Below are 20,033 nucleotides of genomic sequence, written 5' to 3' on the forward strand. Positions count from 1 at the left end.
TTATTTTTAGAAGTTTCTTACATTACTCATTGGCAACATACATATAAATGCATTAGATTTAATATTACTATGCAAATATTTTCCTTTAAGAAAAATTAATTTTTACTATTGCTTTTTTTTTTTTTATAGCTATACTTTAATTATTCGTTAAAAAAACTGCCAGTCAGTTTAAAATACAAGGGAGGTTAGATGACCATGACGTTTTTACATAATTTCGTAATTTATTGTTTATCAGTAATTCTAATTATTAGCCTAGTCATTATTAGCACGCGCGATGTGTCATCTAATGTCTTGGCTTTTTAAAAAACCAAAAATTAGACCCATCGCGCGAAAAATTTTTTTCAAAACGGTGGGTTGTTAAATATAGAACTCTAACGCCCACCTGTTGCGCATTCTCAGGTGGGTATTTTTTTCAGTTATATTAAAAAGTTGATCATCCCTTTAGGAGGAATATATATGAATTGGAAAAAAGTTTTATCTACATCAGTTGCTTTTGCAGCATGCAGTCTAGCACTTGGGGCATGTGGCTCTAAAAACTCTGGTCAAGCATCATCCCAGCAAACATTGAGGTGGTCAGAACCTTCTGAACTACAAACATTGGATCTCTCAAAAGTTGTCGATACTGTCAGTTCCGATATGATCAGTAACAGCACTGAAGGCCTTTACCGTCTTGGTAAAAATAGCAAAATTGAACCTGGACTTGCTACCAAAACACAAGTGTCTGATAACGGTCTAAAATATACTTTTACCTTGCGAAAAAACAGCAAGTGGTCAAATGGTGAACCTGTAACTGCTAAAGACTTTGTCTATTCTTGGCGCAGAACCGTTGATCCCAAAACAGCATCTGAATATGCTTATCTTTTCGACGGCATTAAAAATGCTGCTGATGTTACGGCTGGGAAAAAAGCAACATCAGAGCTTGGCGTTAAAGCGGTCAATAATTATACGCTGGTTGTTACTTTAGACAAAAAACTTCCCTACTTTAAGCTTTTGATGGGTTTCACCCCATTCTTCCCACAAAATCAAAAAGCAGTTGAAAAATTTGGTTCAAAATATGGTACATCTGCTAAATACATGGTTTATAACGGCCCTTATAAAATGACCGGCTGGACTGGTTCTAATTTAAAATGGAAATTAGTTAAAAATAATGGTTACTGGGATAAGAGAAACGTTAAATTAAATGATATTTCTTTCCAAGTTACTAAAAGCCCAACTACTTCATACAACCTTTATCAAGATAATAAACTGGACGAAACTTATTTGAATGCGGAACAGGCCAAACAACTGAGTAACAATAAAGAATACGTTTCTTTAAATCAGTCACGGACAAATTATTTAGAATTCAATCAAACAAAAAAAGAATTTCAAAACAAAAAAATCCGCGAAGCTATCTCTTATGCGATCAACCGTCAGCAATTAGTTAACAAAGTACTAGGCAACGGTTCTCTTGTATCTAAGAGCGTTGTTTCAAAGGGGTTAGCAAACTATAATGATCAAGACTTCACTAAGGATGCCGCCACAACAGCTGGAACCAGCTATAATAAAACCAAGGCGCAAAAATTGTGGAAGGAAGGTTTGAAGGAACTAGGTCTTAAGAAATTGAGCTTCTCTTTATTGGGTGATGATGATGATGCTAATAAAGACGTTTCAACTTATCTTCAAAGTCAATTGGAAACAAATTTACCTGGTGCAGAAGTTTCAGTATTGAGCCTTCCTAAAAAAACAAGGATCACTCGCTCTGCCAGTGGACAATTCGATGTAGTTGTTTCAGGTTGGGGGGCCGATTTCTCTGATCCAATCAGTTTTTTGGATTTATTCACGAAAGGAAATTCCTATAATAATGGTAAGTGGGACAGCTCAGAATATGACAAGTTGATCACAGCTTCCAAAACGACTGATGTTAACAATACCGGTAAACGTTGGAATGACTTAGTCAAAGCCTCAAAACTTTTGAATAAAGAACAAGGGGTTGCTCCACTTTACCAACTGTCACAAGCACAAATGCTGAAAAGCAAAGTTAAAGGCGTTATTTACAACACTGCCGGTGTAGCTTTTAATTTCAAAGAAGCTTACATTGAAAAATAAGGATTGTGTCATTCAGTAAATTATTTTTATTTTTTCATGACAACACCTAAAGTATTTGTCTCTTTATTATTTATTCAAAATTCATGCCAGCTTGCACCAAGTAAAAATATTTTGAAACATAACAAGGGCCTCAACAAAATTATTATTTTTGTTGAGACCCTTGTTTTATTTATTGCCTATTTAAATTTTTAGAACTGATCAATCAGCAATTGTCGAATTTCTTCAAGACGTGGCTGCCTTGGATTGGCTGGTGTACATTGATCGTTATAAATCAAATCTACCAATTTATTAAGTGCCCCGTCAAATTGCTGCTTAGTTACACCATTAGCAGACAGTGTTGGAACGACCTCTACAGCTTTCATTAAGGCTGCAATTTTATCACATAAAGCTTCAACTAGCTCTGCGTCAGTGTTGCCCTTCAATCCCAGATAACGCGCAACATCTGCGTAATCTTTTTGAGCACGATATACTTCATAACGTGGGAAAGGTGTCCGTTTTACTCTGCCAGCAACACCATTGAAGCGAATCACATGCTGCATTGCGATTGAAATAACCAAACCATGCGGTAATCCAAATTCCCCACCCGTTTTATGAGCAATTGAATGATTAATACCTAAGAATGCATTGGCAAATGCCATTCCACCTAAAGTAGCAGCATAATGCATATTTTCACGTGCAGTTTCTCCTGCCAAATTTGGTTGCTTAGGATCAAATTTATATGAATTTTCTAAATTCTCAAAAACAAGCTTAATTGCTTGCAATGACCATGGACGAGTAAAGTCAGATGCCATAACAGAAACATAAGATTCCAAAGCATGTGATAGAGTATCCAGACCCGACAAAGCAACTGTTCGTTTAGGAACGGTCATAACAAATTCTGGATCAACAATCGCAACTTGTGGTGTCAACTCATAATCTGTTAACGGATACTTAACATGTGTCTTGTCATCTGTAATAACAGCATAAGGTGTTACCTCTGAACCAGTACCAGATGTCGTCGGAATTGCAACTAATTTCGTATGCGTTTGATGATGGAACTTCACAATTCTCTTACGAATATCAATAAACTTCTGCTGTAAACGTGTAAATAACTCACTTACTGCCTCATAGCTATCCAAGAAACCAGGTTCCTGATCAAGTGAATATTCATAGATAAAGCGGGCAATTTTAGAAGCATCTAAAGCAGACCCACCACCGATTGCGATAATCGTATCCGGTTCGAAATCACGCATTTGTTTTGCAATTTCAATCGTTTGTCCCAAGGTTGGATCAGGACGAACAGTTCCGTAAATTGAAGTTTTAACCTCCTCATCACGAATTGCCAATTGTTCATAAATTTTGTCAACGAATCCGAATTTAACCATCCCTGGATCAGCAACAACAAATGCTCTAGTAATATTTTCAATATCTTGCAAATAAGAAATAGCATTCTTTTCATAGTAAATGTTCTCTGGCAGGCGTACCCATTGTGGGCGATTACGCCGTTTAGCTACTGTTTTGACATTTAAAAGATCTTTTGTTGATAAATTATGTGACAATGAATTCTTCCCCCATGATCCTGTACCCAAAGTCAAACTCGCACGTAAAGCATCAGTATAAATATCCCCAATTCCACCAATTGAATCAGGTTGATTAACTAAAATACGAGCAGCTTTAGTCTTGTCACCAAATTCAGTCAGAAAAGGATCAGACTGCGAACCGATTTGAATAGCAGCATTATGACCTGCTCCTTGATAGTTTAAAAGTTCGCCCACAATTTTAATTCCATCTTCGCGATTTTTTGCCTTATAAACTGACAGTAAAGGTGAAAGTTTTTCTGAAGAAAGTTTTTCACCAATATTCTTAGGATCAAGTTCAAACAGCATCACATCTTTGCCCTCTGGAAGCTCAATTCCTGCTTGTTCAGCAATCCATCTAGCAGGTCTCCCAGCAACTGGACCGTTGACACCATGTTTATCGTTGAAAACATAATCAGCTATCTTTTGATAATCTTTCTTAGGTACAACGTATGAACCCTTTTCTTCCATCTTAGTTAACCATTGAGCATAAATTGTCGACTCAACAACAACAGAATTTTCAGTTGCACAAATCATACCATTATCAAAACGTTTAGATAACAGCAAATCTTCGACAGCACGATCAATATGTGCCGTATGATCCACGAAAACTGCACCATTCCCTGCCCCGACACCCATTGATGGATTACCTGATTTCAAAGCTGCATTAACCATACCCGGTCCACCAGTTGCCAGAATAGAAGCAATTTTTGGATTCTGAATCAACGCCGTTGTATTATAAAGAGATGGTTTTTCGACCCATTGGATAATATCTTTTGGCGCTCCTGCTGCAACTGCTGCATCATATAAAATTTTAGCAGCATGCACCGAACACTTCTGTGCTTGCGGATGAAATGCAAAAACAATCGCATTACGTGTTTTTAATGCCAATAAGGATTTAAACATTGCTGTAGAAGTAGGATTAGTCGTTGGAACTATCCCAGCTAAAACACCAAGCGGGGCGGCAATTTGAACTTCACCAGCAACTTTATCTTCATGAATCACACCGACTGTCTTATCATTTTTAATCGTATTAAAAACGTTTTCAGTTGCAAAACGGTTTTTCGTATCTTTATCTTCAACGACTCCACGCCCAGTTTCGTCAACAGCTTCATGTGCAAGTGTCAAAGCTGCTTCTGAACCTGCTAAGGCAGCAGCGGCTACGATCTTGTCAACTTGTTCTTGTGTAAATGCAGAGTATTCTTTTTCTGCTTTCAATGCCTTATTGACTAAAATGTCTGTATACTTACGAGCTTCATCCATCAAAGCCGCTTTTTCCTCAGCGGACAACACCTTTTTTGCTTTTGGCTTCATTACTTTTACCATTTGATAATTCCCTCCTACGCTTTTTAATCATGCAATGTTTTATAGTTATTCGTCATGTGAATAACTTCACTTATTATACTAAAACTATTTGGTAACGATTTCAAGCTTTTTAACACTTTTATTTCAATTTTTATCAAATATATACTCTGACAGCCATAAATCAGCATTTTACGCTAAAACAAAAAACAACCTATCCTAAAAAGGATAAGATTGTTTTCATTAGTTATTCACATTGACCCACAACAACAGTTAGAAAAACGCCCGAAGCATCTAAAGCTCCTCTAACTTTATATATTTTCTCAACTAATTTTTATCGAATGAACATTTTGGATGAAATATTTGCAACTGTGACACCAGTTCCATAATATTAGCACTATTTCTTGTACGCATTATTAGCATACTCCAATGCTTCTTTTATGTTTAAAACCGCACCATTCTGTTCCAAAACTTGGCTGAAAATCGATAAAAAACGCAGGACATAATGTTTTTGCGCAACGTATCCCATCAACCCTATCCGCCAAATTTTTCCTGCCATTGGTCCAAAACTTGAAGAGATCTCTACCCCATATTCATTCAACAAGACACTGCGCACTTTCTCTCCGTCAACATTTGAAGGAATTTCAACTGCCACCATATTTGGCATCTCATTTTTTTCATCACCAAATATTTTTAAGCCCAGCTGACGCAAACTATTTTTTAAAATTGTCTGCTGCTTCTTCTGATTTTCAAACCGATTCTCTAAGCCTTCTTCATTCAAGATCAGCTCCAAGGCTTCATGCAATGCATAGTTTAGAATAGTTGATTCAGTATGATGATTTAACCGTGCCGGAGACCAGTAATCCATCAGTTGAGTTAAGTCTAAATAATTAGAAGTGATAAAATCATCTGCTTTAGCAGAATCTTTAGTTGCAACCCCAGCCTCAACTCTTTTACGCTTACTGATTTCTTGCGCAAAACGGTCATTAAACGTTAACGGTGTAATCCCTGACGGCGCGGATAATGATTTTTGTGCTCCGCCGATAACAGCATCCAGCTCCCAATCATCTACAGGAATATTTACACCCATAAAACTTGCAACGGCATCAACGACCGTAAATGCACCGATTTTTTTAGCTGCTGCACCAATTTTATCCATTGGTTGAAGTCTTCCTGTTGATGTTTCACCATGAACAAAAATAACAACTTTTGGTTTAATCTCATTCATTTTTTCAATTATTTTTTCTTGACTAAGAACTTGACCCCATTCACCATCAAGTGTATAAATTTCTCCTCCAGCACGAGTTGCTAATTCAACCGCTAAATTCCCAAAACGTCCAATCCTCGGGATGAAAACTTTGTCCCCGTGAGCTACAATCGAATTAATTACCGCTTCTAATCCAGCCCTTGAGGTTCCATCGACAGGAAAAGACCATTTATTTTTTGTTTGAAATGCTCTTCTGATGAATTCCATATTTTCATTCATTATTTTAGTAAACTCTGGGTCAAACTGTCCCAAAATTGGATTCGATGCCGCCTGTAAAACACGAGGATCAACCATTGTCGGTCCTGGAGTCATAATTAAACGTTCAGTTATTTTTAATGTCATATTTATTCTCTCCTCTTCTAATATGCAAGCTTATATAATGCATCCTTTAAAGTTTCTCTTCCATTAATAAGATCTTTTGCTTCAGTCTTCTCTAAAGGAGAATGGCTTATTCCATTAATGCTTGGTACAAAAATCATTCCTGTGGGAAATTTATAAGATACCACTTGGGCGTCATGTCCTGCACCGGAAGGCAAACACTTATAGTCTAAATTCTTATTCTGTGCTGCTGCTTCAAGCACACTCTTAAGATGCGGATTCATTTTTGATGCCTTAACATTTGTAGTTAGTGTAAGTTTTCCATCATGTCGCTCAACTAATTTTGATATTTCATCAAAAACTTTATTCAAAATCGATTGATCCAAGTGCCTCATATCAAGTGAAAAAGTAACATTATTGGGCACCACATTTGCGACATTCGGTGTTGCAGTAATTTTCCCGATAGTGTAGCGCAAACCAGATGTTTGTTCTAATTCCTGGTATATATCATTCATCAGAGAAACTGCTTTTCGCATCGCATCATCTCGCATGTTCATTGGAGTTGTCCCCGCATGGTTAGCGATACCATGTGTTTGAATCAAAACTCTTATCTGACCTGTTATACCTGTTACTATTCCAATCGGAATTCGTTCTTTTTCAAGTACTGGTCCTTGTTCGATATGAAGTTCAATATACTTCGCAATTTTCCATTTAGAATGCATCATCTTTATTTTCGATTTCAATTCATCTAATGCTTTTTTTCTGGCATCTTCAAACGTTATATTTTCTTTATCAGTGATATTGTAAACTGTATCATCGAACTGGTTCGTCAAAAATTTTGAACCAGTGAATGTCGTTTCAAATCTCGAACCCTCTTCTTCTGAAAAAGAAACGGCTACAATTGGAACTTTAGGGGCTCCGTATTCTGCCACCAGCTCTCCGAGCGACACAAGGCTTGCCAAAGTACCATACGTTCCATCTAGTTTCCCGCCATTAACCACGGTATCCATATGTGACCCTGTCATTATTACTGGTCCTTGTTCAGGGTCATTCGAGGTAGATGCATAAAGGTTACCCATCTTATCAGTAAATACATTCAATCCGTATTTTTCTGCTAGGTCAGCATACTTTAGTTGGGCCGCAACCCAATTTGAATCATAGACACGTCTAGTTACACCTTCACTGCTTGTTCGTCCTAAAACGCTGAATTTTTTGAGTAAGTCTAACAAGTTAAACTGTTTGGTTGTTTTTGTCATATTATTCAAACCCCTCTTTATAAAACTAATTATTACAGAAAAGGGAGCTCTTTTCATTGTAATTTAATACAAATGTATGTATAGTTTTAGTAAAAAAAAACAAAAGGTGAATTTATGAAATTATCTGAGCTGCTTGAACAACCACAATTTAGCCGTATAAAAATTGCAAACAAACATCCTAATCTCGATGTCAATGTTATTACCATCGGAATGATGGAAGCTCCAGATATCGCAAACTTTGTCGTACCTGGACAATTGCTTGTCACCACTGGGTTCCATTTTAAAAATAATTTAGCCGCTTTAGATAAACTTGTTAGAATAATGAGTGGAAAAAAGGCTGCTGCTATAGGTATTAAACATCATCGCTACTTTGATGAAATACCACAGCAAATACTAGACACCGCTGATAAATTCAAATTTACAATTCTTTTACTACCCGAAGACATTGGATTGTCAGTAATCGTTCGCGATCTACTGCACACTGTGCTTGAACAACAGACTGATCAGTTAACTAATGTCATGCAACAATCACTATCCCTATCTAAATTTATTTTAACCGGCCGCAGCGACAATGAAATATTAACAAAAATTTCTGGTTTGATAGACTGCAATGTTCTTTTAATAAATTCATATGGACGATTGATTGCTAAAAGTCTGAACTCAATGATAGACACGCGCCTTTTCCACTACACATCTAACAAACTTGATATCATCAATATCAACGAACCATTAACTTTATGGAATCGTTACTTGCTTTATCCCTTAAAATCTACTAGCAATCTTACCAAACGGTTTCTGATTTTTGAATTATCTTCGATTGATGACTCGGAACAGCGGCTGCTGATTGAAAATATTATCAATTTACTTAGTTTAGAAAATATGAAAGTTCAAATAAATTTATCAGATTCACGGATGCGTGAAAATGAAATATTTACAACTATTCTAAATCAGAACATGTCAAAAAATGTGATAGCCAGCAATTTAAAACTAAATGGCATAAATACTACTAATAATTATCAAGCTTTTGCGGTAGACGAACTTATATCCAGTAAAGCGTACAATCACACTACTGTAATGCATCAATTATCGAATCTTATTTATTGGTACTACGGCAAATTTGAAACAAAAATAATAATTACGTATCAAGACTTTAAGACTTTCGTCTTAGTTCCGGCAACGCCTAATTTAAAAACAGAATTAGCAAAATTGCAAACTTTCTTGTTAAAAAATAGTACTTCAACAGATATTAGAATCGGTTTTACATCCTATGAACACAAGTTAATCAATGTAAAGAAACTTTTTAGTGAAGCGGGCGAGGCACTTTTTTTAGCTAAACATGATGACAAGCACGAACCGAATGAATTCAGGCCCAAGCATGTCTCTGATTTATTACAATTACTGCCCCCGAAAGAAACTAATATTTTTGTTAATTATGTATTAGAACCTATCTTTAAAATAAAAAACACTGAAGAGCGCGAACAACTTTTAGATGTTGCCGAACAATATTTTCTGGAAAACCGCTCTATTTCAAAAGCTGCGCAGAGTTTATTCATTCACCGTAATACTGCCGTCTACAGACTTAAAAAAGTTGAGAAACTGCTCTCAATCAACTTTAAAAATCCAAGAGAAACTGAGCAATTGCAATTAGCCATCCGACTCTATATGTTAAATAAAACAAATATGTAATTTTTTTTGTCATTTAATACAAAGTAATATTTCACTTTTCCTTATATAATGATTAAAACTATTAGAGAAGAGGAAGAAATATGCAAGATTCAAGCAAGAACGTTCGCGTGCACAACTCATGGAAAAAAATTGTTTTTCTTAATTTCTTTGGTTGGGTTTTTATATATGCAGATCGCACAATTCTGAATCCGATTATGCCCAAAATTCAAGATTCATTCAGTTTGACTAATTCTCAACTCGGATTAATCTCCTCCATTTTTTTCTTAACATACACCGTTACTCAAATTCCTTTTGCTGCAATCGCTGATTATTTCGGCAAAAAATGGATCCTTGGACTAGGTTTTGCTTTTTTTGGAATAATGACCTTATTTTCCGGTATTGTTACTACATTCGGGATTTTTCTGATAATGAGAGCTTTTACAGGAGTCGGTGAAGGAACCTTTTATGGTGCTTCTTATAGTCTTTCATCTGAAAATATTCCACCTAAAAAATTAACTTTTGGAATGGCACTCATCAACTCTGGTCAATCTATTGGACAAGCCTTCGGAACACTGCTATCGAGTTTTCTCGTACTCCAGTATGGATTGCATTGGCGCTTGCCTTTTATTGTAATTGCTATTCCGACAATCTTAATGGGACTGTTATATATACTGCTTGTCAAAGAAGAAAAAAGACCTAAAGCTAACGCCAAAACTACACAACCATTAGAGCCACGCCCTAAAATCGATATCGCCAGCTTGTTCAACAAGAATCTTGTTATGACATATATACTGTTATTTGCCTCAATTTACGGGCAAATAGCAATGCTGACATGGCTTCCGCAATTTTTAATTACTGATCGCGGAATCTCTGGTTCAAGTGTTGGTTGGGTGGCCTCACTCGTTCCTTTCGCTTCAATCCCGAGTTCACTCATTTTTGCTAAGTTGAATGACAAGTTAGCAAATCCTAAGAAGCTGTTGTATATTCTTGTTCCTATTGCAATCATCTCACTCGTAGTGGGTATGACAGTCAATAACTTTACAATTCTTATTATCATGCTGTTCATGTATGGGTTTACTGGTAAAATGGCGATTGATCCTATCCTGCTTTACACAGTCAACAAAAATGCCAATCGTAATCAGCTTTCAACAACACTCGGTGTCTACAACTTCTTTGGTATGATTGCTTCAATCATAGCACCATACTTAACCGGTCTATTTATTGACCTCGCTGGAAGCATGGTTATCGGTTTTTACTTTGCAGCTGCATTGTTACTAATTGGATTATTTTGTTTTTCATTCGTTAAATTTGAATAGCATGCCTCTCTACGATGAAAATTACAAATTGCATTCACAAATAAACTTCTCGTTCAAAAAATGAACAGTTAAAAAGTCCCAAGCTGGTAGTTATATTACCATGCTTGAGACTTTTTTATTTTTTCTGTCAATTCAAAAATTAAAATACAGAACACGTTTATGCGGAGTAAATAGAAAAGCTAGTTCAAAATTTAACTTTTGTATCGACCTAATTACTTGTACGACAAAAAGACCTGACCTCTGTCACGCCCTTGTCTGAACACCATTGACAATATACTTTGGTTCTTTGTTCTGCAAAGAAGCAACCACATTAGAAGCAACAATCTCTGCCATTGCATTTCTTGCTTCAAATGTTGCATTCCCGATATGCGGCGTCAGAACAACATTCTTTAGTTTTTTAAATCCATCTGCAACAACTGGTTCATTTTCGTAGACATCCAACGCAGCACCCGCTATTTCATGATTCAGCAAGGCACTTAACAAAGCATCTTCATCAATTATTGGCCCTCTTGCTGCATTTATCAATATTGCATTTTTCTTCATATGTTTAAATTCGTTCGCACTAATCATATGATGTGTTTTGTCTGAAAGAGGCAGATGAAGAGATATAATATCTGAGCTTTCAATAAGTTTATCCATCTCAACGTACTCTGCCCCAAGTTCATTCTCTCTTTGTAAGCTCAAACGATGGTGCTGGGTATAAAGAATATGCACACCGAATGCTTTCATTCTTTCAGCAACTGCCTGGCCAATTTGGCCCATTCCAATTATTCCAAGAACTTTGTTTGAAAGTTCATGTCCTAAGAAAAATAAAGGTGCCCAACCATTAAAACCAGTTGTTCTCATTAAATGATCACCTTCAGGTATTCGGTGAGTCAAACTAATAATCAGACCAACTGTTACCTCAGCAGTGGAAACAGTCGAAACAAAAGGCGTATTTGTCACCATGATTCCCTTACTTTTTGCATAATCAGTGTCAATGTTATTAAACCCTGCCCCAAAATTGGCAATCAGCTTTAACTTTGGTGCATGATCAATCACCTCTGCATCAACTTTTGTTGATAGCGGAGTAATTAAGAAACTTGCATCTTGGCTTCTCTCCATCAATGTCGCTTTTTCAATCAATTTTTCACCCGTAAAAACATCAACATTCAAACCAGCAGATTCTAGCATCTTCTGTGCATGCTCTGGTACCTCACCGGTTATTAAAACTTTTTCCATTTTGTATACACTCCCTTGATATGCAACTTACACTCCTATTATAGAAGCAATCACCACAAATTAATATGTTTAGTATTGATATTAAACACTTTAGTCACTAATTGGAACTTCTGTAGTTAATCATTTAATTATTAGTTCGGGTCCAATATAATAAAAGATAGACGCAGAAATAAATACTTAAAAATCATATTGGTTCACAACTATCCCAATTCTACTGCAAACTACTTGAAGGGAAGTAACATTATAATGATAACACTTGGTTTAACCACATGGAGTGAGCATCGCGCATTAATTAAAAATCAAGAAAGGCCGGTAAGGTTAGATGAATATGCAGCTTATTTTCCAACGGTTGAACTTGATACGTTCTTCTATGGTATTCCACAACCATCGACCATTCAAAAATGGCAGCATCAAGTGCCCTCTGATTTTCAATTTGTTGTCAAAGCAAATCGTGTGCTAACTGGTCACTTAGAGGAGCATTTGGATATTGGACAGCTAAAAGAAAAGTTTCAGCAATTTTCAAAAGCATTAGGGCCACTCGTGGCTGCGAAACAATTAAAAACGGTTCTTTGCCAATTCCCACCCTTTTTCAATGCAACAAGTCAAAATATCAACTACTTAAAATATTTTCGCTCACAGCTTTCAAATTTGCCTTTGTCCTTAGAATTTCGGAACCAAAGCTGGTACGCTCCAACAGTTCTCAATTCACTAATTCGTTTTTGTCGTAAAAATCATTTTACACTTGCTGCGATCGATGAACCCACGCAAACAGTAGCTTCCGTCCCATTCTACCCAGTTGTGACCACACCGGAATTGTTATTATTACGGCTCCATGGTCGTAATCAGCAAGGGTGGCTTAGTACAGGCAAGGAATGGCGTAAACAACGGACTCTTTATCGTTACTCTTCAGAAGAATTGACAGTTTTTAAACAAAAAATTGAACCACTGCAAAACAGTGTAAAAGAAATCTGCGTTATTTTTAATAATAATTCCGGTGGAGATGCCGCACCAAATGCATTGAAATTTAAACAATTGCTTGGCATCAAATTTAAGGGACTAGGTCCATTACCACCAGAACAATTAGATTTGTTTTAAAAAGTTTTCAATAAACAATTTTCAAATTGTTATAGATAAAGGCATAGCTTTTTGTAACTTAAGAAAACTAGTAAAAATAATTGCGCCTTGTTTTAACTTTAATAAGATCAGCTTTTTAAGAATACTATTTTTAAACTTGGCATATAGAATAAAAGGTGACCACAAATAAATTTTTCATTTTTATAGCGAAATTCAGCTTAAAACTAGTATAAAACAGTGAATACATCAAAAATCTTAAAGACAAAATTATACCAAAAAAGAACTACACCAAAATATAAGCTCATGGTATAGTTCTCCTCATAAAAACAATATTGATACTTGCTTTGCCAAATCGGCAACAAGTCTTTTAACATATTCAATAACTCTGTATCTCTTCTAAAAAAAAACTCACAATTTCTCTCATCATCAACATTATGGTCGTTCAGGTTGCTTTATTTTTTCTTCTTTTTCAAAATACTGTTGCAATCGCCTTAACTCACTTACCTGTGACTCGATTGATCCCAACATTTCAGTCTGGATCTTTTGAATCTGTAATAAGTTAGGCTGATCTTGCTGAATTAAATGATCTATTTTAGAATGCAACACACGAATTTCTTCTTCTGACTTCAAATTAACGTGGTAATCATTGCGCGATTCTAAACGATCGTATTCTGAAGAGCGATTCTGACTCATCATAATCAATGGTGCCTGAATTGCCGCAATCATACTCAAAAAAAGATTTAACAAAATGAACGGATATGGATCAAAGTTGAAACCTAACCAATGAAAAGTGTTGATTAGAATCCAAAAAAACATAACTGCAATGAAAGAAATAATAAATGGCCAGCTACCCCCGAAGTGCGCAACAGCATCCGCAATTCTTTGCCCAAATGTCAACGAGTTTTCCAATTGCTCACGAACATCAACCATCTGATAAGCATCTTTTTCCATCACTCGCGTGAGTTTACGATTAAGCTTATTATTTTGCCGATAGTCCTTTGCAATCATCTGATCCATTTTCAACAGCCGATAATGAACCAAATGCCCACTACAAATAAAGGCTTCATTTGTCGCCTTAGGAAAGTCCCGACGAATCAACGCCTTCAAGGGACCATCCAAGTCTCCTAAGAATACACCATCCACCAGATCATACTGTTTATGATCCGCCACACAATCAAATTTACGATTAATCTTTTTCTCCATAGAGATATAAGCACCTCGTTTGAATATTGATTTACCGTGCAACCAGTGTGCTAAATGGGGTAAAGATGGGTTAAATGCCCATCCGTCCCCTGCTGACTGCACGCGGGACCATCATCACCAGCTGAAGAAGCTATATGATTATCAGACATAAAACCCACCACCTTTCCTAGAGACCTGCATTTTTCACTACATTCGCACTATATACTCTAAACCGGTCAATGTCAATTAGAGACATTCAAAAACTCCTTGGATTAAATTTTAATACCACAAAGATTTTTTCAATTCATAGATCACTATTTTTTTAATTTCTTCTATAAAGAAGAACAGGCTGTTAAATTGTTAATAATTACTCTTTACCTTATACTTAAGACAGTTGATAGTGGTTAACATCAGAATTGAGGGTATATTATGAAAAATAAATTAGGTTTTTGGGCCAAATTATCTTTATTGATTACAACACTTCAATTTGTATTTATGTTCCTCGAAAAGCTTCATCATTATCGTAAGAATCGTTCTCAGAAAAAGAGGTAACAACAACATTCAAGCAGTGATCGTGGGGGATCTCCCACATTGCTGTTTTTTTGTATTAATTTACAAGTAAAAAAATGAACAAAATGAAAACTCGAATTCGAGTCTTCAAAAAAATTTTTCCATATCAATATTTACAAAAAAACTTGATTGTTCGGAGTTCCGGACCTTAAATTCTCGTGTTGCTGCTAACATACACATCTCCTCAATAACTAGTGTAGAATTATTATCGATCATTTCATATTATCAGAGACCATTTTCTCTTATAAGCACAAGCAAACAAACTTGCTAATACCAAATATTTTACATAACAGTAGCCAGAAAGCCCTTTTTAGTCAATTCATTTAGTCTTCTTTTAACAAATAAATCAGAGTTATTCATATGATATTTTTCCTTATTAATAACTGACACACGTGTCAGCTTGCAATGTGATTCAGCACCAATAAGTGACATCACTGTCACTTATTGGTGGAAAAACGATAAACTAAAAAGGACTGCGGCTCATGCCCCAATCCTTTTTTTAGTTTAGCTTGAATTTTTCATTAGTATTTTCCAAAGATCAATTTTTTTGCCCGCATCGTTCAAAATTGCCGGCTAGCTGTCTCACTTTACTTTAGTTGATATATTCTAGTTAGTGCCTGGCTTTTTCTTCTTTTCAACTTTCTTACCTACAGACATTTTATCGTTATAACCCCATACCCAAGTTAAAATGAAAGATACAACCAACGCAACCACACTTGAAAGAAGAAAAGCATAAAAACTGTTCAAGTCCGAAGGATTCTTCGTGTTGAAAAACGATGAAAATCCAATCAGTGAACCAGTAAATCCAAACATCGAACCATGCATTAAACCAGTGATAAAGCCACCGGCTGCTGACCCAATCAAACCAGAAATGAAAACTTTTTTATATCGTAAGTTAATCCCGTAGATTGCAGGCTCAGTAACACCGCAAAAGGCTGAGATTGCTGCCGCTATTCCAAGTTCTTTCATATTGGCTTTCTTTGATTTAATCGCAACTGCTAAAACAGCCGCCCCTTGAGAAACCATCGTAACAGATATGATTGCATTCAAAGAACTTTCACCACTGCCGGCAATCTGTTGTGCGACCAGTGGAACAACACCCCAATGTAATCCAAAAATGACTAACAATTGATATAAACCACCGATAATCAACCCACCTGACCAGCCAGATACATGGACCAACCAATTGATAAAGTCGGCAATTCCGTTAGCAGCACCCTGAATAATTGGTCCGGTAACTACTAATGTGATTGCGGAAACTATCAGTACAGTGATCAACGGATTGAAAATCATTTGCAGATAACTTGGCAGATGCTCCTTAAGCCAAGTACCTAATTTTTTAGCCATCCATGCTGCCAAAATCATTGGAAAGATCGAATAAGTATAATTTAAAAATTGAAATTGAAATCCACCGATTTCAAACATTTGCTTAAAGGATTGGCCCCAAGTGACAATTTGCGGATATGCCAACACACCACCAATCGTTGCGGCAATAATTGGATCACTGCCTAAACGTTTAGCTGCTGCAAATCCTACTAAAATCGGCAGAAAATAAAATGCTGAATCCGCCATCGAACTCACAGTCAGATATACCGTACCCTTCGCGTTCAACAAGGAACCGAGTTGCGGCAATGTTAATAATGCCAGAATCCCCTTAATAATACCTGAAGCAGCAATCACACCAATCACCGGACTCATCGAACCGGTTATAAAACCAATAAGATTGCCAAAGGCACGACTTATCGGATTCCTTCCATCATCTTGTGATGGTGTCTGACTCACATCACCCTCAAAATCATTTCCTAGTTGTTTCATTACAGCATCATATACCTGTGTAACTTCATTACCAATAACCACTTGATACTGTCCGCCAGCGTGCATTACATCTATTACCCCGTCAGTTTCTTTTAAAACATCATCATTGGCGGATCCTTCATTCTTGAGTGTGAACCGCAGACGTGTAATACAGTGAATCAAACTGTTAACATTTTCCTTACCGCCGACATTGTCGATTATCGTGGCCGCCAGTTCATCATAATTTCTTTTCTTAGACCTTTTTTTGCTTTGTTTTGCATAAGCAGTTGCCACTGCATCTCCGGCTTTAGCTGGTCCTTCCACCAGATCCATTCCCTCTAATTTATCTTTAGAGTTGGTAATAACGACCATAATTGTTTTTGCTAGGCCACGATCTGCTACAAGTTTAAGGTCCATTTTGGCCAACACGTCCCCGACCTTAACTGACTGTCCATTTGAAACAGATACAGAAAAACCTTCTCCTTTCAACCCTACTGTATCGATTCCCATATGAACAAGGATTTCTAAACCATCATCCGTTGTAATCCCAACTGCATGCTTAGTATCAGCAATCATTGAAATAGTGCCATCAACAGGCGACAAAATTTCACCATTCTCAGGTTCTAATCCAAATCCTTCTCCCATTGTTCCTCCCGAAAAAACAGGGTCGGTTGTTTTATTAAGAGCTAATACTTCTCCACTTGCTGGTGCCGATAAATGCATTTTTTTACTTTGAGCCATTTTTTTATCCCCTTTCTCATAAAACGCTTTCTTAAGATCTATAAGAATTTTACAACTTGTATAGTCATGTTGTCAAACATTTAATATTTGCATCTTAAACTATTTATATAGCAATTCATTTATACAATTTTTCATTTTCTTGCTTGTCTAGACAAAATGTGATTAAATAAAAATTGTTAAAACTATAAAAAGAGAGCTGAAACATTTTATGGCGAGAGATAATAAAAAAAATAAACAAGACAGTATTGCACAAGATATTGCACTAAAAATACAACATGAACAATATCAACCGGGTAATTTGTTGCCAAGCGAACATCAGCTGTGTGATCTTTATGGAAGTTCGCGTGAAACAATTCGAAAAGCCCTGGACCAACTAACAGAACTGGGATTAATACAAAAAATCCGCGGAAAAGGATCGCTTGTTTTAGATATTCAACGCTTCTCCTTCCCAGTATCTGGAATTACCAGCTTCCAAGAACTAAATAAGACATTAGGTATGCATGCAACAACAGAAGTTTTGCAGAAAAAAGATGACATAGTTCCTGATGTTCTAGCGAAAGGACACGTAGATTTTGGACGTACAGCTCTGCATATTGAACGATTACGCAAAATCGACCAGATACCAATTGTTTTAGATGAAGACTATCTGCTAAATCCACCTATTACTGATGTGCCCGATGAAGCAGCTGCTGGTTCTCTTTATGAATACTTCGAAAAAAGTTTAGGTCTTGATATTTCATATGCAACGAAAGAAATCACTGTTGAACCAGTTCCCGAGCGAATTGCTTCTTTACTTGCTTTGAACGACAATAATTTAGCTGTTGTTGTCCGCAGTATGACATATTTGGCCGATACAACGCCTTTTCAGTTAACCGCTTCTTATCATAGACCTGATCGTTTTAAATTTATTGATTTCGCTCGGCGCAGAAAAATTTCATTTAATTAGTCATTTGGATATCAGAAACTATACTTCACAATATCAAATAGGAGGCGCACTTATGCTAAATCTTGGTAATAAAGTTATTTATCAAATCTATCCCAAATCATTCTATGACAGTAACAATGATGGTATTGGCGATTTACGCGGAATAATTAATAAAATAGATTATATTTCAAAATTAAACGTCGACATGATTTGGTTCAATCCTTTCTTCGTTTCACCTCAAAATGATAACGGCTATGATATTGCCGATTATTATAATATTGATCCTAAATTTGGAACAATGGCCGACTTTGAGGACCTAGTTGTGGCCTTAAAAAAAATAAATGTCGGTGTAATGCTTGATATGGTGCTCAATCATTGTTCCACTGAACATGAATGGTTTCAGAAAGCATTAGCTGGAAACCAAAAATATCAAAAATATTTTTACCTTCGCCCAGCCAAAAAAGATGGCTCGTTGCCAACTAATTGGCAATCCAAATTTGGTGGCCCTGCTTGGGAAAAGTTCGGCAAGACTGATCTTTACTACCTTCATCTGTACGACAAAACGCAAGCTGATCTTGACTGGCACAATCCTGATGTTCGCAAGGAAGCAGCTTCAGTAGTTAACTTTTGGCGCAGTAAGGGGGTTCAGGGCTTCCGCTTTGATGTCATCAACGTTACCGGAAAAAATGAACAATTAGTTGATTCTGAAGATCCAATTCAAGAAAAATCCCTCTATACCGATACTCCTGTCGTTCACGAATATTTGAAAGAACTTAATCAATCAAGTTTTGGAAAAGATCCCGAATCAATCACAGTTGGCGAAATGTCTTCGACCAGTATCAGCAATTGCATTGAGTATTCACATCCTGAGCAGAATGAGTTATCAATGGTCTTCACTTTTCATCATCTTAAAGTCGACTATCAAAATGGCGAAAAATGGTCGAAAACTCCTTTTGATTTTAAAAAATTAAAACATCTTTTCATTGAATGGCAAACTCAAATGGATCACGGTGGCGGTTGGAATGCTCTTTTTTGGAATAACCATGATCAGCCCTGGGCGCTCAATCGTTTTGGCGATCCAGTGCATTATCGCGTAAAATCAGCTGAGATGTTAGCAACTGCAATTCACTTAATGCGCGGCACACCATATATTTATATGGGTGAAGAGATTGGGATGACCGATCCGAATTACCAATCGATCCATGACTATGTTGATATTGAAAGCCTGAATGCTTATCGCAAACTTTTGGCAAAGGGACTGAGTAGTGAAGATGCTTTTGAATTGATTCAAACTAAATCACGAGATAATTCACGTGTACCCATGCATTGGGATAACAGCCTAAATGCAGGTTTTTCGCAAAACAAGCCATGGCTACGCCCAACAGGACAAGATGTCATCAATGTTAAAGATGAACTGGAGCATGGTGAGATTTTTAATTATTACCAAAAATTGATTTCGATGCGCAAAACTGAAAAATTGATTTCCGCTGGTCATTTCAAAAGTCTTTTCGAAAATGATCCTCAAGTCTTTGCATATGAACGTTATCTTAAAAACAACGGCCAAGAAAATCAAGATCAGATACTTGTTTTAACTAATTTTTATGGCAAAAAGACAACCGTGGATCTGCCAAGAGCATATCAAGACAAGGCTGTTAAAACATTAATTTCTAACTATAATCTTGATGCTACTAAGCTTGCTAAGAAAATTGAATTGCGCCCCTACGAGGCTTTAGCAGTTAAATTCAAATGACAATTTAGACT

General features: G+C 36.4%; 13 protein-coding genes. 6 read left to right on the forward strand and 7 right to left on the reverse strand.

From position 1 onward, the window contains the following. Nucleotides 1–456: 456 nt before the first annotated feature. On the forward strand, nucleotides 457–2,085 hold the full coding sequence (locus FD20_RS08325) for a peptide ABC transporter substrate-binding protein (protein WP_057737619.1): 1,629 nt from the start codon (nucleotides 457–459) through the stop codon (nucleotides 2,083–2,085). Between the two features lie 188 nt (nucleotides 2,086–2,273). Here FD20_RS08325 and adhE read toward each other — a convergent pair whose 3' ends face one another. The 3 genes from adhE to FD20_RS08340 form a co-directional block, all read right to left on the reverse strand. Continuing rightward, complete coding sequence (gene adhE, locus FD20_RS08330) at nucleotides 2,274–4,955, reverse strand: bifunctional acetaldehyde-CoA/alcohol dehydrogenase (RefSeq protein ID WP_057737658.1); 2,682 nt, start codon at nucleotides 4,953–4,955, stop codon at nucleotides 2,274–2,276. Between the two features lie 385 nt (nucleotides 4,956–5,340). After that, nucleotides 5,341–6,552 (reverse strand): pyridoxal-phosphate-dependent aminotransferase family protein, encoded by a 1,212-nt coding sequence (locus FD20_RS08335; protein ID WP_057737621.1) that lies wholly within the window; start codon nucleotides 6,550–6,552, stop codon nucleotides 5,341–5,343. 17 nt (nucleotides 6,553–6,569) lie between these two features. Continuing rightward, complete coding sequence (locus FD20_RS08340; RefSeq protein WP_057737623.1) at nucleotides 6,570–7,784, reverse strand: hydantoinase/carbamoylase family amidase; 1,215 nt, start codon at nucleotides 7,782–7,784, stop codon at nucleotides 6,570–6,572. A gap of 114 nt (nucleotides 7,785–7,898) precedes the next feature. On the opposite strand from FD20_RS08340, the gene FD20_RS08345 reads away from it, so the two are divergent. Together FD20_RS08345 and FD20_RS08350 are read left to right on the forward strand one after the other, a co-directional pair. Further along, a complete protein-coding gene (locus FD20_RS08345) occupies nucleotides 7,899–9,470 on the forward strand; it encodes a PucR family transcriptional regulator (RefSeq protein ID WP_057737625.1) in 1,572 nt (523 codons plus the stop codon). 80 nt (nucleotides 9,471–9,550) lie between these two features. Continuing rightward, on the forward strand, nucleotides 9,551–10,765 hold the full coding sequence (locus FD20_RS08350; protein WP_057737627.1) for an MFS transporter: 1,215 nt from the start codon (nucleotides 9,551–9,553) through the stop codon (nucleotides 10,763–10,765). Nucleotides 10,766–11,008: 243 nt separating this feature from the next. On the opposite strand, the gene FD20_RS08355 is transcribed toward FD20_RS08350, so the two are convergent. Further along, on the reverse strand, nucleotides 11,009–11,986 hold the full coding sequence (locus FD20_RS08355) for a 2-hydroxyacid dehydrogenase family protein (protein ID WP_057737629.1): 978 nt from the start codon (nucleotides 11,984–11,986) through the stop codon (nucleotides 11,009–11,011). A gap of 246 nt (nucleotides 11,987–12,232) precedes the next feature. Here FD20_RS08355 and FD20_RS08360 point away from each other — a divergent pair, with 246 nt between their 5' ends. Next, complete coding sequence (locus FD20_RS08360) at nucleotides 12,233–13,081, forward strand: DUF72 domain-containing protein (protein ID WP_057737631.1); 849 nt, start codon at nucleotides 12,233–12,235, stop codon at nucleotides 13,079–13,081. 411 nt (nucleotides 13,082–13,492) lie between these two features. Here the strand turns inward: FD20_RS08360 and FD20_RS08365 are convergent, their stop codons facing one another. The 3 genes from FD20_RS08365 to FD20_RS08370 all read right to left on the reverse strand — a co-directional run bounded on the left by FD20_RS08365 (nucleotide 13,493) and on the right by FD20_RS08370 (nucleotide 17,347). After that, the gene (locus FD20_RS08365) at nucleotides 13,493–14,263 is read right to left on the reverse strand and encodes a DUF1003 domain-containing protein (protein WP_057737633.1); all 771 of its coding nucleotides are present in this window, start codon (nucleotides 14,261–14,263) and stop codon (nucleotides 13,493–13,495) included. 831 nt (nucleotides 14,264–15,094) lie between these two features. After that, nucleotides 15,095–15,244: a hypothetical protein gene (locus tag FD20_RS13560; protein ID WP_235807741.1), complete on the reverse strand. Its 150-nt coding sequence runs from the start codon at nucleotides 15,242–15,244 to the stop codon at nucleotides 15,095–15,097. 174 nt (nucleotides 15,245–15,418) lie between these two features. Further along, a complete protein-coding gene (locus FD20_RS08370) occupies nucleotides 15,419–17,347 on the reverse strand; it encodes a PTS sugar transporter subunit IIABC (RefSeq protein WP_057737634.1) in 1,929 nt (642 codons plus the stop codon). Between the two features lie 208 nt (nucleotides 17,348–17,555). On the opposite strand from FD20_RS08370, the gene treR reads away from it, so the two are divergent. Both treR and treC read left to right on the forward strand, forming a co-directional pair. Beyond that, complete coding sequence (gene treR, locus FD20_RS08375) at nucleotides 17,556–18,293, forward strand: trehalose operon repressor (protein ID WP_057737636.1); 738 nt, start codon at nucleotides 17,556–17,558, stop codon at nucleotides 18,291–18,293. Between the two features lie 52 nt (nucleotides 18,294–18,345). After that, nucleotides 18,346–20,022, forward strand: coding sequence for an alpha,alpha-phosphotrehalase (gene treC, locus FD20_RS08380; RefSeq protein ID WP_057737638.1), 1,677 nt, complete (start codon nucleotides 18,346–18,348; stop codon nucleotides 20,020–20,022). The last annotated feature ends 11 nt before the right edge of the window (nucleotides 20,023–20,033 follow it).

The organism is Liquorilactobacillus uvarum DSM 19971, assembly GCF_001434935.1.
In the GTDB taxonomy this organism is placed as follows: domain Bacteria; phylum Bacillota; class Bacilli; order Lactobacillales; family Lactobacillaceae; genus Liquorilactobacillus; species Liquorilactobacillus uvarum.